We start from the raw sequence: 18,712 nt of genomic DNA, 5'->3' as shown, positions 1-18,712 counted from the left end.
CGCTACCGAAGCATCACCCTGCGCACCACGAAATTTCCGTCGGGCAGGGTCACCCGCAGCAGGTGAACTCCCGTCCGGGCGCCCCCGTCGACGGTCAGGCTGCGCGACAATCCGAGGGAACCACGTTGGACGGTTCTGCCGGTCGCATCGTAAAGCTCGTAAGGGTAAGTGCCATCGGCGGATAGTCCCGTGAGGCGCAGGGGAGTGCCGATCCCGGCCGGGTTCGGGCTGACGCCGAAGGAGTTAAGTTGAACCGGCCGCCCTACCGAAGAGATCACATCCCGGGTAGCGTACTGATCGAAGAAGTTTAGGGTGGTGAGCAGAGCAAAGGGGACGCAACCGACGTGGGTCCGTTCTCCTCCCGACTGAATGATCACCGTAGTGGAGCCCAGTGCACGCATTACGCTGTCGGCTACGATGGCATTGCGAAAGGGTACCTGTTCGTCGGCCGTGCAGTAGTACAGCAGGGTTGGAGCGGAGGGAGCCCATTCGTAGGTGTCGTTTTCGCGGAGTGCCTGCACGATACGGCTGTCGTCATCGTCGTCGGCGATTTGCTGGCCGATCGAATCCCGGAACATATCGATCAACCGCTCGTCCCTCTCTTCCAGCAGGTCGGTCAGTGCAGCGTTGAAACTGCTGCCGTCGATCTCCTCGGCATTGTACTGCTTGATCACGTCGAGGTAAGGTTGCACGAAGGCCTGGCCCAGGCTGTCGTAGATGCCGTAGACGTTGTTGTAGCTCAGATAGGTATAGATAATGTATCCCGGTAGGGTAGGAAGGTCTTCGGAGAGGGTTGCCTCCCGCATCACGCCGCTGATGCTGTAGGGGCCCGAGAGGTGAGCGCCGGCGGTCACGACCAGCGAGTCAGGGCCCGGATCGGCCTGAATGTCCCGGTGCAGGGCCTGCACGGCGTGTCCCCCCTGGCTGTAGCCGGTGACGAATAGCTGATCGTTGAAGGCAATCTCCTGCTCCTCCATCCACTGCTGCGCGGCCAGGATGAGGTCGCGGCCGGCCGAAGATTCACTGGCCGCGTGGACGTAGGGGTGGAAGCCGTCGCTGTCGCCCAGACCGATGTAGTCCGGGGCCACCACGATGTAGCCGCTGGTGGTCAGGGCACTGACCAGGGTTCGTTCTCCGGTCCCCTGCCGGCTCGGTACCGCATCGCGATTCGTGACCGTGCCGTGCATGTAGACGGCCATGGGGAAGCGGAGGGTGCGATCTTTGGGGATGGAGAGCAGCCCGCTTGCCGTATCCGGTTGGTTGAACGCGTCTAGGGTCGTGTAGCGCACTTTATAATTCACTACGTCGTACTCGGTGGCGATGGGCAGGATGAGTCCCAGTTGCGCGGCGGTCACCGTTTCTTGCTCCTCCACGCTGACGTAGGTTTGGGCGGGGACGCAGGTGCAGGCAAACAGGATTAATAGCAGGGTAGTCAGGTGTTTCATACGGTTGAATGTAGGAAAAGCGCGGCGCATTTTCCCGTCTTCTTTGTCGGCGGTGATCAGCAACTAAATAATCATTACCTTTGCGTCCCGAAATTTTTCGCTTTAACTGATTGGTCTCCCGCGTGGGAGGCTATTTACTAAAGGCCTTTACTATGCCAGTTTATCTCCCACAGGAGAAGATGGATGAAATCTTCACCGAATACGGCGGCTCCGCTCAGAATACCGGAAGCACCGAAGGACAGATCGCTCTGTTCACCTACCGCATCAAGTCCCTTTCGGACCACCTCCGCAACCACCCCAAGGACCACAGCAGCCGCAAGGCCCTGCTGAGCCTCGTGGGCAGCCGCGGTAAAATGCTCAACTACCTTAAGCGGAAGGACCTGGAAGGGTACCGCTCGCTGATCGCTAAGTTGGGCATCCGTAAGTAGGAAGTTGCAAAGATTATTCGCACGGCGTTTGCATAAGTAGAAACGCCGTGCTTACCTTTGCGTCGCTTTAGAAATAGAGCGACCTCCAGAGCCCCTAGCTCAGCTGGCTAGAGCACCTCACTTTTAATGAGGGGGTCCAGGGTTCGAGCCCCTGGGGGCTCACGGTTTGAAGCCCCGTCCGCGCTTAGCGTGGATGGGGCTTTCTCATTGGTGCGGGTGCCGGACGGAGAGGTTCCCCCAGCGAGCGTAAGTTTGCCGAATAGAATACCACATAGCAAATGCCACAACTCACGAAAATAGGGGTCTTTTACGACGGCAATTACTTCCTGCACGTCAGCAATTACTACAATTACGATCACCCGCAGCGTCGGCGACTCAGCATCACCGGACTGCACCAATTCATCGAAGCGCGGGTGGCCCGCGAGGAGGGCGTGCCCCTGAGTCGGGCCAAGATCGTGGACAGCCACTACTTTCGGGGCCGACTCAATGCGACCGAAGCCCAGCAGCGGGGCAACGCGCTCTACTACGACCGGGTATTCGACGACATACTGATGTCCAGCGGCATTACGACCCACTATTCTCCCCTCCGTACCAACAGCGGTCGGCGGCACGAGAAAGGTATCGACGTGTGGTACGCACTCGAGGCGTACGAGCAGACGGTGCTGCGGAAATTCGATGTAGTGGTGCTCATTGCCAGTGACGGAGACTACGTACCGCTCGTAAGGAAGCTCAGCTCCCTGGGCAGCCGCGTGATGGTCGTCGGGTGGGATTTTGAATTTACCACCGACAGCGGAAGTGGCATGGTTACCCGCACCAGTCAGGATCTCCTGCGAGAGGCCAGCTACCCGCTTATGATGTCGGACATCATCGATCACCCCTCTTCCGAAATCGAGTCGCGACTGGTGGATGACCTCTTTGTCTCGGAAAAGAAAAAGGAGGCGCCGGTCCCCGAAGCGAAAACCGACAAGGTCGTGCTCGAAGAACCCATTGACGGCCAGATCGGGGAGATGATGGAAAGTGAGATCTTCAGCCTGAAGGGGGGATACGGCTTCATCGTTTACCCGCCCAACAATCTCTTCTTTCACCACACCAACGTCAAGAACGTCCGCTTCGAGGACCTTATGGAGGGTGATCCGGTGGAATTCATGCTCACCCACAGCGATAAAGGCAAGCTCGTCGCCCAGGAGGTTTACTTTCTGGGAGAACTCGAAGAAGAGGCTTCCGAACAGGAGTAACCATGATCTTCATCAGCCGCCGCCTTGCACCCGATAGCCCCTTGCTGCGCTGGGCCACCGATCGGGGTCAGGAGATCGTGGGGCGGTCGCTACTCACTTTCGCTCCGGTAGCCTTTACCGCTCCCCAGCGGGCCGACTGGTGGTTTTTCTACAGCAAACGTGCCGTACAGTTTGCCGGCGACATTCCACCGGACGTGCGGGTCGCTGCCATCGGGACCAGCACTGCGGCAGCCCTGCTGAAAGCCTGCGGCCGGGTCGACTTTTGCGGCAACGGCCATCCGGACCGCGTAGCGGAAGATTTTCTCGTGGTGGGGGAGGGCTTACGGGTGTTTTTTCCCCGGGCCGGGCAGTCCAGGCTCAGTATCCAGCGCTCCCTCCAAGACCGCATCGAGGTGCTGGACGCGGTGTGCTACGACAACCGCCCGAATCCCCCGGCGGCAGCAATCGACGCGGATACGTACATTTTTACCAGTCCGCTCAACGTCGCGGCTTACCTCGATCACTGGCCCCTGCGGCCGGGTGCGCGGGTCTTTGCCATTGGCCCGAGCACTGGTGCGGAGTTGCTGCGTCGCGGGGTGGATTGCCGGTGGCCGGAGGAGGCGAGTGAGGCGGGGCTGGTGGGGTTGCTGGGGTAGGGGGGGAATACCGGTCGGACGGCTTAAGCGGTCGGACGGGGTCACCCCGTCCGGCAATTGAATCTACCGACGGGGTCATCCCGTTGGCGCTAAACCGGCCGAATCAGTCAGTCCCCCAAGTTTCTGCCTCGTAATACCAAGCAGCTGTTCAGTCGCCGCAAAATTGCAAATGCCGCTATCCCGGTAACCCGCGTAATCCAATGCGGACGAAAACTCCCATTCCTCTGCGAAGTTCACATGTTTGGCCTTTACCGGGTTATCGTGAATGTAGAAGAAGCAAACCTTCAGATAGGGAATAAATCGCGTAAAGGGTTCGACTCCTTCGAGTGCTGCCGCATCTGGGAAGAAGTTGTGGTACCCTGGTTTCGCTTTGGTTTTAGCTTTAAATAGAGAGCCACGGCGGCTATACATCCGATTGTAAGCTTGGGTATAGCTGCTCAACGCGGTTTTGATCCCATTACTTAGGTTTTGTTGAAACACTATGCCTGAAGGGACTTCGCTATTGTTGAGGTAGCGACCACTCGTGCTCTCTTCGCAGCCGATCACCTTCGGTTTAAGTAAAAAATGGAAGTGATCGGGCATCAAACAGAAGGCCAGGATATCAGCGTACGGGCAGATGTGCTTCCGTACTTTTTCCATGAAGTATCGGTAATTTCCATCCGATCGAAAGAGGATTTCATAATTAATGCTTTGGTTGTAGACGTGATAAATGGTATTGGATTCGTACATGGCCGCAAGAAATAGCTCACCACTCTACTGGGGGTGGAATAATGTTAAAATTTTGGTTTTGGCAGAATTTAACAGGATCACCTATACCCCGTCCACCAATTGAATTTACCGACGGGGTCACCCCGTCCGACGGCTATAGCGGTCCGACGGCTATAGTGGTCCGACGGCTATAGTGGTCCGACCGCTTCACCCACCGCTTTCTCCAAAACCATCCCCACCCCCACCTGTTCCCCCAGTATGATCGGCTGGAAATTCTCAAACTACATCGCGGGACAGGGCGACGAAACCCCCTTCGAAAAGCTCCTCAAACTCTTTCAGGAACTCCTCACCCATACCTCCGGCAACGTCGGCGAAGCCCTGCAGTGGCTCACCAACCTCGATCGCCAGTACGAACTCACCGACGACAACTACAGCATCGGCGACTTCATCCAGGAACTGATCGATAAAAACTACATCGAACCCGGCGACGGCAACGGCAAGCCCGGCTACGTCCCCACCGCCAAGATGGAGGGCGAACTCCGCCAGAAGGCCCTGAAGGACATTTTCGGCGAGATCAAAAAGACCAAACGCGGCAATCACTCCACCCGCTACAGCGGTCGCGGTGACGAAACCACTAGCGAACGCCGCCCCTTCGAATTCGGCGACGCCCTCGATAAAATGGCCGTCAGCGAAAGCCTCCGCAACGCCCAGATCAACAACGGCATTGATGAATTCCGCCTCACGACCGACGACCTAGAAGTCTACGAAACCCACTACCAGGCCCAAATGTCGACGGTGTTGATGATCGACATCAGCCACTCGATGATCCTCTACGGCGAGGACCGCATTACCCCGGCCAAAAAGGTCGCCATGGCCCTGAGCGAGTACATCACCACTCGCTTCCCCAAGGACACCCTCGACATCATCGTCTTCGGCAACGACGCCTGGCCGGTCGAAATCAAGGACCTTCCGTACCTCCAGGTCGGCCCCTACCATACGAACACCGTAGCCGGGCTCGAGCTCGCCATGGACATCCTCCGCCGCCGTCGCAACCCCAATAAGCAGATCTTCATGATCACCGACGGCAAGCCCACCTGCATCAAACGCGGTAAGCGCTACATCAAAAACAGCATGGGCCTTGACCGCACCATCGTCAACCGCACGCTCAATCTCGCCGCCCGCCTCCGCAAAATTAGCATCCCCGTCACCACTTTTATGATCGCCCGCGACCCCTACCTTGTCCAGTTCGTCCAAAGTTTTACCGAAACCAACGGCGGCAAAGCTTACTACAGCGGCCTCAAGGGCCTCGGCGATTTCGTCTTCCGCGACTACAAGCGCAACAAGAAAAAATGATGCGCGTACTGCTTCTTTTTTTGCTGTTGTACGTCTCGTCTTTGGCTACCGCACAGCTCCGGGTGGGCGGGGCCGCAGGTGCAATGAATATAGAAACAGAGCCGGTGCTTCTGGTCCGACCCTTGCTGCTGGTGGATGACCCGAAGACCTTGCTTTCGCCTAGTTTGCCCGGCACCCGCGACCCCGCCGCTTTTGCGATCGACAGTAATGCTCCCCGCTTTGATTTTGCTTCGGCGAAGCCGTACCTAGCTTTTTTCTGCCGATTTGAGCTGCACATCGAGGAAGCCACCCGTTTCCCCGTTCGATTTCGACTCGGAGAGGTGCGCACCTGGCAACAAGAATTGACGAAACGGGACTAGCAATTCATAATCAAATTGCGAACAATGTGGGTGTTTTCCGGTTGAATTAGGTAAACCATACCTATGTCTAACAATCCCAACCCCCTATTCGTCGAAGAGAAAAAAGGCCAACACATTTACCATAATGTGTGGGGGGGTGACGATTTGCACATCGGAATTTATCGCCCCAAGAGCCTGAGCCTGTACGAAGCCAACCGGAAGACGACCGACCGTATGCTCAAGTTGCTGCCCCGCATCAAGCGCGCCTCCAAGGTGCTGGTGGTGCAATCGGGCTTCGGTGGCGCGGCCCGCTACATCGCCGAAAAATACGGCTGCAAGGTCTGGTGCCTCAACGACGACGAGAAGCAGAACGAATACAACGAACGCAAGATTGAAGAACTCGAACTGAGCAAAAAGGTAAAGGTCAGCAAGGGTTTCGTGGAATATATGCCGTACGATCCCGACTTTTTCGACTTCGTAATCGCCCAGGACGCCTTCAGTCTTACCGGGAAAAAGCGCGAGACGTTCCGTGCCATCCACCGCGTCTTGAAACCGGAAGGCCGACTCATCATCAGCGCCCTCATGCGCAGTGAAGTATGTGAGGAGCCCGAAGCCGAAAAGCTCATCAAGAAACTCCCCCTCGAAGAACTGATCACCGAAGAACAGTACGGCAGCGACGCAAAACGCGGATTCCTCCAGCAAATCTACAGCATAGAGCTATCCGACCAGCTCGTACACCACTACACCAAAGTCCTCTACACCCTGCAGGCCAACAAGGAAAAGCTGGTGGAGCAGAGCAGCAAACGCTTCGTTGACGACCGCATTTCAACCTACAAGAACTTCATCCGCCTGGCCGAAGATGGCTGTCTGGACTGGGGGATTTTGATGTTCCAGAAGATGAATGATTAAGGGGTTAGTTGTTGGGTGTTTGGATTGTTGAGTTGATGGGTTGTTGAGATGTTGGATTGTTGAGTTGTTGAATTAATTGGATGATGATATTGCATTAACTCACCAACTCAACAACCCGACACCTCACTCCTCCTCAAAGGGTAACAGCAACTGCAGCCCCTCACCCCCCTCCCGTTCCAGATTGCTGACGCTAAGGCCGAGTAGGCGGACAACCGGTACGTCGTCGATATTTTCCGTTAGGAGCTGGTGGGCGATTTCCTTCAGGTCGACTAGTTTCCTGATTTCTCCGTTGAAGCTGCGGCTCCGGGTGTGGATGACGAACTCCGGGCTTTTCATTTTCAGGGTGACCGTGCGGCCGAAGTTGTCGCGTTCCACGAGATAGTCGAAGACCTTTTCCGCCAGCCAGTCCAGTTTGTCCTTCATTTCCGAGAGGGCAGTGACGTCTTCGCTGTAGGTACGTTCCGCTCCGACGCTCTTGCGGTTCCGGTTTGGGTTCACCGGACGGTCGTCGAGTGCCCTGACGATACGGTAGTAGTGCCGGCCGACCTTTCCGAACCGTTGGGCCATTTCCACTTCCGATAGTGTAAGCAAATCGGCACCACTTCGGTAGCCCATTTTGTGCATACGCGCGGCCGTGACCTTGCCGATGCCGTGAAAGTCTTCTACCGGTAGCGCGGCGAGAAAGGCCGGGGCATCATCGGGCATGATTACCTTCAGGCCATTGGGTTTATTGATATCGCTGGCGACCTTGGCGAGGAATTTATTGAAGCTTACTCCCGCCGATGCGGTTAACTGGGTTGCTTCGAAAATTTCCTGGCGGATGGCCTGGGCGACCAGGGTGGCGGAGGCGGGGCCACGCTTGGTTTCCGTGACGTCGAGGTAGGCTTCGTCGAGGCTCAGGGGTTCGACCAGGTCCGTATAGGAGTAGAAGATTTCCCGGATCTGATCCGATACTTCCCGGTACTTATCGAAGCTCGATTTGACGAAAATCAAGTCGGGGCAGAGCCGCTTAGCCGTTACACTGGGCATGGCCGAACGTACGCCAAACACCCGGGCCTCGTAACTTGCCGCGGCTACCACTCCCCGCATTTTACTGCCACCCACGGCAATGGGCTTACCGCGGAGTTCCGGATTATCCCGCTGCTCTACGCTCGCGAAGAAGGCATCCATATCGATGTGGATGATCTTTCTCAGTTCAGTAGGGGGCCGCCGGTTGGCTTTTCGCTTCCATTTCATGCATGAGCGCTTCGGTGTCGGCGGTCAGTTCTTCGAGTTTACGTCGGGCACTGCGGCTTAGTTCATTGTCGTCGTTCAGCGCATCGACGAGGGCCCGTCGGCGGTCGTCCAGCCGGGATATTTCTCGGTCCAGGTCCGTGTTATTCAGCTTTGCCGCCGACCCCTTAAGGTCCGTATAGAGGGATTCCAGTCGACTCAGCGCCTCATCGTACTTGCCGTCACTGACTTTCTCCCGTTCGCTTCGGAGCAGGTCCCAGGCGTCCTTGCCGAGGTCGCGGGCCTTGTCTACGATCGCGCGACTCTGCTCCCGCTCCTCGGGTGTACCGTAGAAGTAGTTGTAGGCAACGAGACCGATCACCAACAGCAGGCCAAGCTTAAATAATGTCCGGAACACGGGAATTGAATTTCTACGAAGATAAGCCTATAACAACAAACCATCCTGTTTATAACACACGTTCGGCGGGCAAGGACAGTCGTGGAGTGGCAGTAGGTGTAACCTATTTGCTACTATGGTGGAGTTAATTGTCTGGTAAACAGCAAATGCAGGACCATATTTAGCAAAATAATTACAAATAATTTGTTTTAAACTTGTTTTGTATTCCAACAAGCAGTAAATTTGTTGCATCATCATCAGGTTTCAAACATGGACCTCACAATCAGGGTAAGTAAAAAAGGAACACGAGTCGTCAAGGCTTCCGAGCTGCACCGCGCGCTGGGCCTCGCCGATCACCACTACCAGGCCAATGTGCGGGTTTGGATCAAGGACGTGTATCAGTTTGCTGACGGTATCCGGAAACCCGTCGGAATGCAGGACTATGCCCGTTCCACGAATACGAAAACCGATGTAGTCCACGAGTATTACTTCAATCTTGAGTTGGCCCGGCTGGTCGCCCTGGCTACCAAGTCGAAGGTGAAGCAGGCCATCGCTACCAAGTTGAGCAAGGAAGAGCAAGTATATCCCGAGCACGTACAGCTTACGGCGGAGCAAACCATGGAATTACTGGAACAGACCAAAGCCATGACCCGCTTCAGTTGTCAGGCCGCCGCCGAAGAGCGTCACCTGAAGCAGTATACCCGCCGCACCGGTTCGGCAGATTACTGGAACCGATACCGCGTCGATAACGTGGTTAAGATCACCGTAGACGAGCTTCGGGCCAAACTGCGGGATCGCAACATTCCCTTTAACCGCAACCACCGGGTACGTGAACTTCTCATGCGCTTCGATCCGGTAGAGTGCATCCGCGTCGGGATCGTCGATCACTACGCGGCCCAGGGCTATAGCATTCCCTACGCACTCGAACTGGGCAAACTAGCCCGTGAGCTCGCTAACACGATGCGGCTGGAAGTAACCGACGACCGCCAGGGGGAAGGACTATTCACCACCCCCGCCGACGTTGAGCTTATCCGGCAGTTGCAACGGGCTGCTGCGTAGTCGACTCTACGTAGCGGAAGAACCAGTACACCAGAAGGGCGCTCTCACCCTGATAATCGATGTCCCGCAGCCTTTGTTGGTAATTCTCCATTACCTCCGGATCTTTCTCGAGGAACGGACGAAGCGTCTGTAACAATTTGGTGTACCGCGGAAAATCTGCGGCGGGGGGTACATCCTTTGCCCCCAGTTTGCGGCATACCGTCTGCAGCAATTCGGTGGAGTAGGGCGCGTACTTTTCCGGATACTGCCCCATCAGGTAGAGCGATACCATATTGTAGTCGTCGTTGTGGTAGTGAGTGGGTATCCGTGCCTTTGGCTTAGCGTCGCGGTAGCGATTGAATAGCTCGTTGATGTAGAACACGAAGCGCTGAATTCTGCCTTCCAGGTCCCGGTCCTCGCTGAACAAGTCGCGGAAGGCATCCCGTACGAAGTCGGGTTCCCACTCCATAATGGCCTGCATGCTGCGCTTCGGATCATACCCACCGCGGCGGTAGTGGCGGCGATTGGTTTTGCTGTCTAGGGCATCGTCGTAGGCATTCGCGAGCTGTTTGGACTCCACATAGAAGTGATCTTGCCAGTTCTTCTGTGTCTCCCAGAGGGGAAGAAGCTCACCGGCCTCCTCGGTTAACATCCAACGTTTGAATTCCGCTACGGCTTTCTGAATCTTGGGCACTTGCATCGGCCAAATTTACGATCTTCGACAATGCGAGAGTGGCATATTCCCAATATCCGTAGTCAGCTGCCCGAACTTTACCGGACCTATCGGAAGCACGAACTGGTAGTCGACAGCCGGCTCGTCGGACAGGGCGACCGCGTACTTTTCTTCGCACTTTCTGGCGAACGCCGTGACGGTCACGCATTTATCGCCCCGCTTCTGCACCGTGGCGTGCGGCATTTCGCGGTGGCGGCGGACCAACTGGATACCCATCGTACGGAAATTGAAGCGGTAGCGAAGGCCGTTGAGAAATCGCAATCCGGAAGTTCCGTGACCATTCTGATCGTCCAGCAGCCACTCGAGTTGTTGCAACGGCTAGCTGCATACCACCGTAGGCAGTTCTCTATTCCGGTGATGGGGATCACGGGCAGCAACGGCAAAACGATCGTCAAGGATTGGCTGACCCAGTTGCTTTCCGGCACCTTCCGTGTGTGCGCGAGTCCCCGGTCCTATAATTCAGCCATCGGCGTGCCGCTTTCCGTTTGGCAATTGGACGATACCCACGAGGTAGCCGTCTTCGAGGCCGGAATCAGCCGCCCGGGGCAGATGGAACTGCTCCGTGACGTCATTCAACCTACCTGCGGCGCACTTACGAGTTTAGGCACGGCTCACCTCGCAAATTTCACTTCGCCGGAAGAACTGCGAAAGGAAAAACTTGCCCTCTTCCGGGATACGGAATGGCTCGTGGCACCGATTGCTCTGTTTCCCGATTCTCCGACAGCGGCGGAAGGCGAAAATTTAAACGTGCTGCGGTGGAGCGGCGAGGGGAGGCACGGACTCACTACCGACGGGGTTTCGATCGACATCAGTCTCCCCGATTGGCCGGCTCCCTACCTCGACAATGCCCGCACCGCCGTAGCCTGTGCGTATCGCTTGGGTGTGCCGGCGGAGGTGCTTACCACGCGTGTCCAGCACCTCGTTCCCCTCACAAACCGGTTGGAGCGAAGGGAGGGTAAGGACGGCGGTCCGGTCATCAACGACAGCTACAGCAACGACTTTAGCGCGCTAGCGGCCGCCATCCAGTTTGCGAATACTCACGATCCTTACGGCAGCGTGACCCTCATCCTGGGCACCGTTCAGCCCATCGCGGAGTTGGCCACCCGGTTGCAGGCCCTGTTCGAAGGTCGCATCCACCGCCTTATTCTGGTGGGGGAGTCAAATGGGGAACTGAAGGAAATTTTCCCCGGCGCAGAGTATTATTCTAGCGTGGAGGATTTGATCCAGGTGCTTCCCGGATTGGATTTTCACCGACAAACCACCCTCATAAAGGGTGCGAGCTACGAGCATTTCGAACGCGTCGCGGACCTGTTGACCGGGCAGGTACACCGTACCGTGCTGGAAATAAATTTGCCCGCCCTACGCCACAATTTCCGGACCTATCGCAGTAGGCTACCCGCGCACACCAAAGTAATTGTGATGGCCAAAGCATCCGCTTACGGCAGTGGTGCGCTGCCCGTAGCCCAGGCCGTACAGGACGCGGGGGCCGAATACCTCGCCGTCGCCTATCCCGAAGAGGGGAGGGACTTGCGTCGCGGGGGCATCACGCTGCCAATCATGGTGCTGAATGCGGAGGCGTTCAGTTATCCCCTGCTCGTCGAGGAGCGCCTCGAACCCGTCGTTCACAACCCCGAGCAGCTTCGTCTTGCCGCGGCCCTCGGCCTTCCGGCCCACCTGGAACTCGACACCGGGATGGGGCGACTCGGATTTCGGCCGGAGGAATTCAGGAAGCTCTACACCGAAACTTCGCTGGTGGCCGGCACCGTGGTGCGCTCCATCTTTACCCATTTAGCCGCTTCGGAAGATCAACTACTGGACGAATACACCCACCGCCAGCTCGACCTTTTCGACCGACTTTATCAGGACTACCTACAGGGCGGCGGCGCGCGGGTGCAACGTCATGCCCTGAACAGCAATGGCATCACCCGTTTTCCCCGTGGGGTGTACGATATGGTTCGCCTGGGGATCGGGCTTTTCGGAATCGGGGATACGGTCCTGAAGCCACAACTGCATACGGTACTTAGCCTGACCACGACGGTTACCGCGATCACGGATCGCACCTCCGGTGACAGCATCGGTTACGGACGGCGGGGCATCATCGACCGTAATCGCCGGATTGCCGTACTCAGTATCGGATACGCGGATGGCCTGCCCCGCCTGGCCGGTGAGGGCCGGTTCGCCGTGCTGATTCACGGGCAGTTGGCACCGACGATCGGGTCGGTCTGTATGGATATGACTACGGTGGACGTAACCGAAATTGCCCACGTAAAAGTTGGTGACCGGGTGATCATATTCGGCCCCGACCATCCGATTGAGGAGCTTGCCGACGCGGCCCGTACCATTCCTTACGAGATACTTACGGGCATCGGTCCGCGCGTACACCGAGTGTATCTCGGAGAGTGATTTACCTTGGCTGCTATGAAAATCATTTTTCTTGATAAAGCAGCTCACCCGTTCCTGCAAGAAGCCCTAGAAGCTGCCGGGCATTCGGTAGATATTTACAGCTCCTGCGCCCGCGCCCAGGTACTGCCGTTGTTGGCCGAATACGACGGCATTGTGTTGCGCTCCCGCTTTAACGTCGATCGCGAATTGCTGGATGCGGCAGGCCCCCGCCTGCGCTTCGTCGCACGGTGGGGCGTCGGTACCGACCACATCGATCTGGAGTATGCCAGAGAATTGGGCGTCACCGTTTTTAATAGTCCAGAGGGGAGTAAGCATACGGTTGCCGAGCACACTGTGGGCATGATGCTGATGCTGCTGAACCACCTCGGACGGGCCGACCGTGAAGTTCGTGCGGGAAAGTGGGTGCGCAGTCAGAACACCGGGACCGAGCTCCAGTACCTCACCGTAGGGCTGATCGGGTACGGCAACATGGGGCAGATGACGGCACGACGCTTATCCGGCTTCGGTTGCCGGGTGATCGCCCACGACAAATTCCGTCAAAACTACGGCGATCAGTACGCCACCCAGGCGAGCCTGGAGGAATTGCAGGCCGAGGCGGATGTCGTGAGCCTCCACATCTTTTTGGAGGGCAACCACAACTACGTAAACCGCGAGTGGATCGACCGCTTCGCGAAACCGTTCTACCTGATCAATACGGCCCGCGGACAAGTCGTCAACACCGCCGAGCTGGTCGGGGCCATGGAGCAGCATCGCATCCTCGGAGCGGCGCTCGACGTGAACGAATACGAGGAACAAAGTTTCGTTAAGCTAAATCCCGACGAACTGCCCGGGCCCTACCAGTATTTACGGAGAAGCGATCGCACCGTACTGACGCCCCACATTGCGGGTTGGAGCTACGAAGCGGAAGAAGGACACGCCCGTACCCTGTACCGGAAGATCACCGAGGCCTTCGTTTAATACCTACCAAAATTTAACTACATGCGCTTATTCTTTTCTTTGGTTTTCCTTGGATTTCTATCGAATGGCCTGTCTGCCGGGGGAGGCATGTGGCTGCCGCTTCTCCTGGAAAACCTCAATGAGGAAGAGATGCGGGCGATGGGAATGGAGATCACCGCCGAAGACATTTACAGCATCAATGAAGGCAGCCTGAAGGATGCCATCGTCCACTTCGGCGGCTTTTGCACCGGGGAGGTGATCAGTAGCCAGGGGCTGGTGCTGACGAATCACCACTGCGGATTCGGCGCGATCCAGGACCACTCTACCCTCGAAGATAATTACCTGGCCGATGGATTCTGGGCAATGAACGCCGGCGAAGAGCTGCCCAACCCTGGCCTGTTCGTCACCTTTATCGATCGCATCGAGGACGTGACCGACCGTATGCTGGAAGGGGTAAGCGACACGACATCAGCAAGGGAACGTACGCGGCTGATTCAATTAAACACCGAGGCCCTGCGGAGCAATTACGACTTGCCCCCCTTTACCGAGCTGTTAATCAAGCCATTTTACGAAGGGAATCAGTACTACGCATTCGTGACCAAAACCTACCGCGACATCCGCCTGGTGGGTGCACCGCCATCTTCCATCGGAAAATTCGGTGCCGATACGGACAACTGGGAATGGCCCCGGCATACGGGAGATTTCAGCCTGTTCCGCATTTATACCGCACCCGACGGTAGTCCGGCTGAATTCTCAAAGAATAATGTTCCACTGGTACCCAAGCGTCATCTGGAAGTGAGTACCGCGGGAGTCAAGCCGGGCGATTTCTCGATGATTTTCGGCTTTCCTGGCACCACCGATCTCTATCTGCCAGCTACCGCGATGGCCCAGCGGACGGAAGTGATCAATCCCATCCGTATCGGCATGCGTGACCGCAGCCTGACCGTCATCGACAGTGCCATGCGATCCGACCCACAGGTGAGGATCGACTACGCTTCCAAACAGGCGCGCATCGCTAATGCCTGGAAGAAGTGGCGGGGGGAAAGCCAGGGCGTTGCGGCCGTCAACGCCGTGGAAAAACGTCGCGCCCTCGAACGCGATTTTGCCCACCGCCTGGAGTCCAAACCGACCGCGAAGGCAGCATACGGCGATCTGTTGCCCCAATTGGATCGGCTTTACACCGAACGACTTCCCGTAGAGAAAAGCCGGGCTTACATCGGAGAGATCAACTACAACGTCGACCTCTTCCGGATCGCCAACCTGCTCGATGCCCGCTTCCGCATCGCCGATAACAACGGCATCGAGGCCTTCAACCAGCGAATCCCTAGTCTAGTGGACGACCTGCAATCGTTTTACGAGGGCTACCACTCCGAGGTCGATCGGGAAGTAGCCCGGGCGTTGCTGAGCGCTTACTTCGATGCCGTACCGCCCGAAGATCAGTCCACCTACGTACGGGATCAGCTCAGTTTTGCCGCTTCGTACGATGCCCTCGTGGATGGGTTATTCGCGGAAAGCTACCTGACGCGCGGCACGTTACTGCTGGAAATGCTACAACGCGACCCGGCCGAATTTATCGAGCATATTCGCGCCGATCGGGGCTTCCAGTTCGTGCGCCAGCTGAACCGCCACAGCGAGCGCTACGTAAGCGACCGGTACAATGCCTATGCGGAACGGATCAACGCCCTGCAACGTCCCTATATGGACGGCTTGCTCCGTTTCTTTCCGGAGGCACGGATGTACCCCGACGCGAACAGCAGCCTCCGCGTCAGCTACGGTAAGTTTGAGGGATTTACCGGGATGGACGGAGCGGACAACGCGTACATGACCTACCTGGAGGGCGTACTGGAGAAGTACGTTCCCGGAGATTATGAATTCGACGTGCCGGAAAAACTCCGTGAGCTCTACCGGGATAAGGACTTCGGTGCCTACGCCGATAAAAATGGAAAAATGCCGGTCTGCGTCCTCGGCTCCAACCATACTACCGGCGGAAATAGTGGCAGTCCCGCGCTTAATGGGAAGGGGCAGCTGGTCGGACTAAATTTCGACCGTACGTGGCAGAGCACGATGTCGGACGTCTACTACGATCCGGCGATCTGTCGCAACATCATGGTTGACATTCGCTACGTGCTGTTCCTGATCGACAAATTCGGTGGAGCGCCGCATTTGGTGGCGGAGATGACGCTGGTCGACTAACCCCGTTGGGTGCGGTGCCCGGTTACGGCGTGACGGCGATTCGTCTGGTCACCAGCTTGCCGTCGAGGGTAAGCCGTAAAAAATAGATGCCGGAGGCGAGGGTGGAGGTCGGAATGCTTTCCCGAAAGTTGCCACCGACCACGCGAATTCCGCTTCGTTGCAGAAGTACCCGACCACTGGGATCCAATAATTGGTAGTTCAGTTCCCCGGTGCCCACGCCAGTGCCGGTGATCGCTACTTCCCGGCCACCGGTAGCGGGGTTGGGTGCGACCGAAATTGCCGCATCTAGGGCCACATCGATCGTTGCGGTGGTGGTGGCTCCGTTACGAAATTGACTGACTTCGCTGAACGTGCTGTTGAGGTCAAAGCGGTTGAGGGGGCGCACCCGCCAGTAGTAGCGGCGATTGGGGGTAAGAATGTCCCGGATAACGGCGCTGGTGTCGGACGTAAAAAAGGAGGTAAACACGCTGCCGTTGAAGTTGGAACTGATGTTGAGTTGTACCAGGTAGAAATCTGCATCGGCAACGGAATTCCACTTTAGTTCGACCTCATCGGAGTAGGGAGCTACGGCCCGGTTAGCGGGGGAAAGCAGGGAAAGATCTTCACCGCGGGCGGCGCGGAATTCGGGGATGTCGTCGCGGGCAAGATCGGTCCGGCCGGTGAGGTTGGTCGACATGGCCGTAATTTGCTCTTCGGAGAATTTATTCACGCAGATGTCATTGGCGTACGACATGATGTTCTCGCCCCTTACGGCGAAACGGGTTGAATCCGGATCGAGCAGGCTGTCAGCAAAGATGCCCGCGCCGTTACACTGCCAGCGTTCGGGTAGGTAGTCGGGGGGCGTATCGCAGAATCCATCCGCGGCATCTTCGCAATTGCTTCCATCGACCCGTTCGACTTCGACGGCGCGGCTGCCCAGTTGCACCGTGGCCGGGGCGGGTTTATTGAAGGCGTCCACCTCATCAAGGTCACCGACCCCCTCCCAACCGTAGAACGTATGGGGCAGTCCGAGAAAGTGACCTACTTCGTGGCTCCAGGTGCGGTCGCCGCCGTTGATGCAACCGACCCCTAATACGATGGCATCCTCCGCTGAACTGTAGTATCCACAGTTGCCGGCCGGATTACCGACCACATAATTATTGAAGACGTTGCGGCGGTTAAAATTGGCGAGCAGGTCGCGCCCGTCTGCGAAGTCGTGGTCAAAATAAATGCTGCTGTTCAGGTACTCGATGTCTCCGTCGATGTAGAATTGTACGTTGACGTTTTGAAAGTCTTGGTTCAGCAGCAAAAAGCTCTGAATCAGGGTCAGCGGGTCGGCGTAGCCCGAGCCACCGTCTTCCCCGACGATCGTGAGGTGGATGGGGATGTACTGTGTTTCCGCGGATTTGGGTACCGGAGCGATTTTGCCCGATTGGTATTTGTCTAGCCACGGGGAGCGTTCCGTGGTGCCGCAGCCGTCGGTGGCGAATGATCCTTGTGCCAGGAGGGCCGGCGTGGCCAAACAGAGAAAACAGAAAAAAATAGCGAGTAGCCTTGCAATCATCGGGGGAATTCTAGGGTTGGGTAAAAGTAACGCTAGCGGCCGTGGCAAACGGTCAGAGGCACGGCATTTGCGGGGGTCACCACAAATTTGGCTACTTTCGCCCACCTCCTGAATCTATCTTTCAACAGAACACCCTATCCTTTAGGAATAGAACGAAACAACAAAACGAAACAGAATAATGAGTAAAGTAACCGTTGTCGGCGCCGGAAATGTCGGTGCTACCGTAGCCAATGTGCTCGCCCACAAAGACCTGGTACGCGAAGTTGTAGTACTGGACATCAAGGGCGACATGGCCCGGGGCAAAGCCCTCGATTCCTGGCAACAGGCAAGTATCGACAACTACAGCACCCGACTGGTCGGTACCGAAGATTACGCCGCCACCGCCGACAGTGACATTGTGGTGATCACCGCGGGCATCCCCCGTAAGCCCGGCATGAGCCGCGACGATCTGATCTCCACCAATGCCAAAATTGTAACCATGGTGACGAAGTCCATCATGGAGCATTCCAAAAACCCCATCATCATCGTCGTGTCCAACCCGCTCGACGTGATGACCCACGCGGCCCACAAAGCCAGCGGCCTGCCCCGCAACCGGGTCTTCGGAATGGCCGGAATCCTCGATACGGCCCGCTACCGCGCCTTCCTCGCCACGGCACTAGACGTAAGCCCTAAGGACATTCAGGCCATGCTGCTCGGCGGCCACGGCGACACGATGGTCCCGCTGCCCCGCTACACCACCGTAAGCGGCATCCCCGTAACGGAAATGATCTCCGACGAAGACCTCGACGCCATCGTCGACCGCACCAAGTCGGGTGGGGGAGAGCTCGTCAAACTGATGGGGACCTCCGCCTGGTACGCCCCCGGCGCCGCCGCCGCCCAAATGGTCGCCAGCATCGTCCGCGACGAAAACCGCATCTTCCCCTGCTGCGCCCAACTCGACGGAGAGTACGGCATCTCGGGCATCTTCCTCGGCGTCCCGGTCAAACTCGGCAAGGACGGCATCGCCCAAGTCATCGAACTCAAACTCAACGACCAGGAAATGGACCTCCTCAACACCAGCGCCGACCACGTACGGGAGGTGATGGAGGTGTTTGAGGGACTGGATATTTAGAAGTACGGTAGTCGGGCAGTACAGTAGTGGGGGGGGAAGGTAGTTTATTTGCCGCCCCCACCCCCCCGCACCACGGGGGTTCGGGGGGGGGGGGT

Annotated in this window: 17 protein-coding genes and 1 tRNA gene; 12 read left to right on the top strand and 6 right to left on the bottom strand. The window is 57.1% G+C overall.

Translation table 11 applies throughout. The features are described 5' to 3' along the window. Positions 1-2: 2 nt before the first annotated feature. Complete coding sequence (locus GGR28_RS04870; protein ID WP_183494619.1) at positions 3-1,445, bottom strand: T9SS type A sorting domain-containing protein; 1,443 nt, start codon at positions 1,443-1,445, stop codon at positions 3-5. Positions 1,446-1,597: 152 nt separating this feature from the next. On the opposite strand from GGR28_RS04870, the gene rpsO reads away from it, so the two are divergent. From rpsO to GGR28_RS04850, 4 genes are all read left to right on the top strand, one after another. Continuing rightward, positions 1,598-1,873: a 30S ribosomal protein S15 gene (gene rpsO / locus GGR28_RS04865; protein WP_183494618.1), complete on the top strand. Its 276-nt coding sequence runs from the start codon at positions 1,598-1,600 to the stop codon at positions 1,871-1,873. Between the two features lie 88 nt (positions 1,874-1,961). Continuing rightward, a tRNA-Lys gene (locus tag GGR28_RS04860) sits at positions 1,962-2,035 on the top strand. 116 nt (positions 2,036-2,151) lie between these two features. Beyond that, positions 2,152-3,108, top strand: a complete 957-nt coding sequence (locus GGR28_RS04855; RefSeq protein WP_183494617.1) for an NYN domain-containing protein — start codon at positions 2,152-2,154, stop codon at positions 3,106-3,108. Between the two features lie 2 nt (positions 3,109-3,110). Continuing rightward, positions 3,111-3,743, top strand: coding sequence for a uroporphyrinogen-III synthase (locus GGR28_RS04850; RefSeq protein ID WP_183494616.1), 633 nt, complete (start codon positions 3,111-3,113; stop codon positions 3,741-3,743). A 75-nt stretch (positions 3,744-3,818) separates the two neighbouring features. Here the strand turns inward: GGR28_RS04850 and GGR28_RS04845 are convergent, their stop codons facing one another. Continuing rightward, positions 3,819-4,472 (bottom strand): transposase, encoded by a 654-nt coding sequence (locus GGR28_RS04845; RefSeq protein WP_183494615.1) that lies wholly within the window; start codon positions 4,470-4,472, stop codon positions 3,819-3,821. Between the two features lie 237 nt (positions 4,473-4,709). Here GGR28_RS04845 and GGR28_RS04840 point away from each other — a divergent pair, with 237 nt between their 5' ends. The 3 genes from GGR28_RS04840 to GGR28_RS04830 all read left to right on the top strand — a co-directional run bounded on the left by GGR28_RS04840 (position 4,710) and on the right by GGR28_RS04830 (position 7,051). Further along, the gene (locus tag GGR28_RS04840; protein ID WP_183494614.1) at positions 4,710-5,804 is read left to right on the top strand and encodes a vWA domain-containing protein; all 1,095 of its coding nucleotides are present in this window, start codon (positions 4,710-4,712) and stop codon (positions 5,802-5,804) included. Further along, a complete protein-coding gene (locus GGR28_RS04835) occupies positions 5,801-6,163 on the top strand; it encodes a hypothetical protein (protein ID WP_183494613.1) in 363 nt (120 codons plus the stop codon). Before GGR28_RS04840 ends, GGR28_RS04835 begins: the two co-directional genes overlap by 4 nt. Before the next feature lie 63 nt (positions 6,164-6,226). Then, positions 6,227-7,051 carry a methyltransferase domain-containing protein gene (locus GGR28_RS04830; RefSeq protein ID WP_183494612.1) on the top strand — a complete coding sequence of 275 codons (825 nt, stop codon included), beginning with the start codon at positions 6,227-6,229 and terminating at the stop codon, positions 7,049-7,051. A gap of 123 nt (positions 7,052-7,174) precedes the next feature. Here the strand turns inward: GGR28_RS04830 and dinB are convergent, their stop codons facing one another. Then, positions 7,175-8,287, bottom strand: coding sequence for a DNA polymerase IV (gene dinB / locus GGR28_RS04825; RefSeq protein ID WP_183494611.1), 1,113 nt, complete (start codon positions 8,285-8,287; stop codon positions 7,175-7,177). Continuing rightward, positions 8,247-8,681 (bottom strand): hypothetical protein, encoded by a 435-nt coding sequence (locus GGR28_RS04820; protein WP_183494610.1) that lies wholly within the window; start codon positions 8,679-8,681, stop codon positions 8,247-8,249. Before GGR28_RS04820 ends, dinB begins: the two co-directional genes overlap by 41 nt. Before the next feature lie 249 nt (positions 8,682-8,930). Between GGR28_RS04820 and GGR28_RS04815 the strand changes: the two genes are divergently transcribed. Then, positions 8,931-9,719: a hypothetical protein gene (locus GGR28_RS04815; RefSeq protein ID WP_183494609.1), complete on the top strand. Its 789-nt coding sequence runs from the start codon at positions 8,931-8,933 to the stop codon at positions 9,717-9,719. On the opposite strand, the gene GGR28_RS04810 is transcribed toward GGR28_RS04815, so the two are convergent. After that, a complete protein-coding gene (locus tag GGR28_RS04810) occupies positions 9,688-10,398 on the bottom strand; it encodes a hypothetical protein (RefSeq protein ID WP_183494608.1) in 711 nt (236 codons plus the stop codon). The two genes, GGR28_RS04815 and GGR28_RS04810, sit on opposite strands and share 32 nt — an antisense overlap. Before the next feature lie 24 nt (positions 10,399-10,422). On the opposite strand from GGR28_RS04810, the gene alr reads away from it, so the two are divergent. The 3 genes from alr to GGR28_RS04795 are packed head-to-tail and all read left to right on the top strand — an operon-like array spanning position 10,423 to position 15,963. Continuing rightward, complete coding sequence (alr, locus tag GGR28_RS04805) at positions 10,423-12,834, top strand: alanine racemase (RefSeq protein WP_183494607.1); 2,412 nt, start codon at positions 10,423-10,425, stop codon at positions 12,832-12,834. A gap of 15 nt (positions 12,835-12,849) precedes the next feature. Further along, on the top strand, positions 12,850-13,791 hold the full coding sequence (locus GGR28_RS04800; RefSeq protein ID WP_183494606.1) for an NAD(P)-dependent oxidoreductase: 942 nt from the start codon (positions 12,850-12,852) through the stop codon (positions 13,789-13,791). Between the two features lie 21 nt (positions 13,792-13,812). Beyond that, entirely contained in the window at positions 13,813-15,963 is a 2,151-nt protein-coding gene (locus tag GGR28_RS04795) for a S46 family peptidase (RefSeq protein WP_183494605.1), read from the top strand. 22 nt (positions 15,964-15,985) lie between these two features. Here GGR28_RS04795 and GGR28_RS04790 read toward each other — a convergent pair whose 3' ends face one another. After that, on the bottom strand, positions 15,986-17,506 hold the full coding sequence (locus GGR28_RS04790; RefSeq protein WP_183494604.1) for a T9SS type A sorting domain-containing protein: 1,521 nt from the start codon (positions 17,504-17,506) through the stop codon (positions 15,986-15,988). 178 nt (positions 17,507-17,684) lie between these two features. Here GGR28_RS04790 and mdh point away from each other — a divergent pair, with 178 nt between their 5' ends. Then, a complete protein-coding gene (gene mdh / locus GGR28_RS04785) occupies positions 17,685-18,617 on the top strand; it encodes a malate dehydrogenase (RefSeq protein ID WP_183494603.1) in 933 nt (310 codons plus the stop codon). Positions 18,618-18,712 lie beyond the last annotated feature (95 nt).

It is taken from the genome of Neolewinella aquimaris (assembly GCF_014197245.1).
In the GTDB taxonomy this organism is placed as follows: domain Bacteria; phylum Bacteroidota; class Bacteroidia; order Chitinophagales; family Saprospiraceae; genus Neolewinella; species Neolewinella aquimaris.
The sequence above is the reverse complement of the archived record's forward strand: the minus strand, read 5'-3'. Positions and strand labels throughout refer to the sequence as shown.

Bases quoted from the DNA above. Each gene is read 5' to 3' on its own strand.
- GGR28_RS04850 (WP_183494616.1), top strand. From the start codon at position 3,111: ATGATCTTCATCAGCCGCCGCCTTGCACCCGATAGCCCCTTGCTGCGC.
- GGR28_RS04810 (WP_183494608.1), bottom strand. From the start codon at position 10,398: ATGCAAGTGCCCAAGATTCAGAAAGCCGTAGCGGAATTCAAACGTTGG.
- GGR28_RS04800 (WP_183494606.1), top strand. From the start codon at position 12,850: ATGAAAATCATTTTTCTTGATAAAGCAGCTCACCCGTTCCTGCAAGAA.
- alr (WP_183494607.1), top strand. From the start codon at position 10,423: ATGCGAGAGTGGCATATTCCCAATATCCGTAGTCAGCTGCCCGAACTT.
- GGR28_RS04795 (WP_183494605.1), top strand. From the start codon at position 13,813: ATGCGCTTATTCTTTTCTTTGGTTTTCCTTGGATTTCTATCGAATGGC.
- dinB (WP_183494611.1), bottom strand. From the start codon at position 8,287: ATGAAATGGAAGCGAAAAGCCAACCGGCGGCCCCCTACTGAACTGAGA.
- GGR28_RS04830 (WP_183494612.1), top strand. From the start codon at position 6,227: ATGTCTAACAATCCCAACCCCCTATTCGTCGAAGAGAAAAAAGGCCAA.
- GGR28_RS04790 (WP_183494604.1), bottom strand. From the start codon at position 17,506: ATGATTGCAAGGCTACTCGCTATTTTTTTCTGTTTTCTCTGTTTGGCC.
- GGR28_RS04835 (WP_183494613.1), top strand. From the start codon at position 5,801: ATGATGCGCGTACTGCTTCTTTTTTTGCTGTTGTACGTCTCGTCTTTG.
- GGR28_RS04870 (WP_183494619.1), bottom strand. From the start codon at position 1,445: ATGAAACACCTGACTACCCTGCTATTAATCCTGTTTGCCTGCACCTGC.
- GGR28_RS04840 (WP_183494614.1), top strand. From the start codon at position 4,710: ATGATCGGCTGGAAATTCTCAAACTACATCGCGGGACAGGGCGACGAA.
- mdh (WP_183494603.1), top strand. From the start codon at position 17,685: ATGAGTAAAGTAACCGTTGTCGGCGCCGGAAATGTCGGTGCTACCGTA.
- GGR28_RS04815 (WP_183494609.1), top strand. From the start codon at position 8,931: ATGGACCTCACAATCAGGGTAAGTAAAAAAGGAACACGAGTCGTCAAG.
- rpsO (WP_183494618.1), top strand. From the start codon at position 1,598: ATGCCAGTTTATCTCCCACAGGAGAAGATGGATGAAATCTTCACCGAA.
- GGR28_RS04855 (WP_183494617.1), top strand. From the start codon at position 2,152: ATGCCACAACTCACGAAAATAGGGGTCTTTTACGACGGCAATTACTTC.
- GGR28_RS04845 (WP_183494615.1), bottom strand. From the start codon at position 4,472: ATGTACGAATCCAATACCATTTATCACGTCTACAACCAAAGCATTAAT.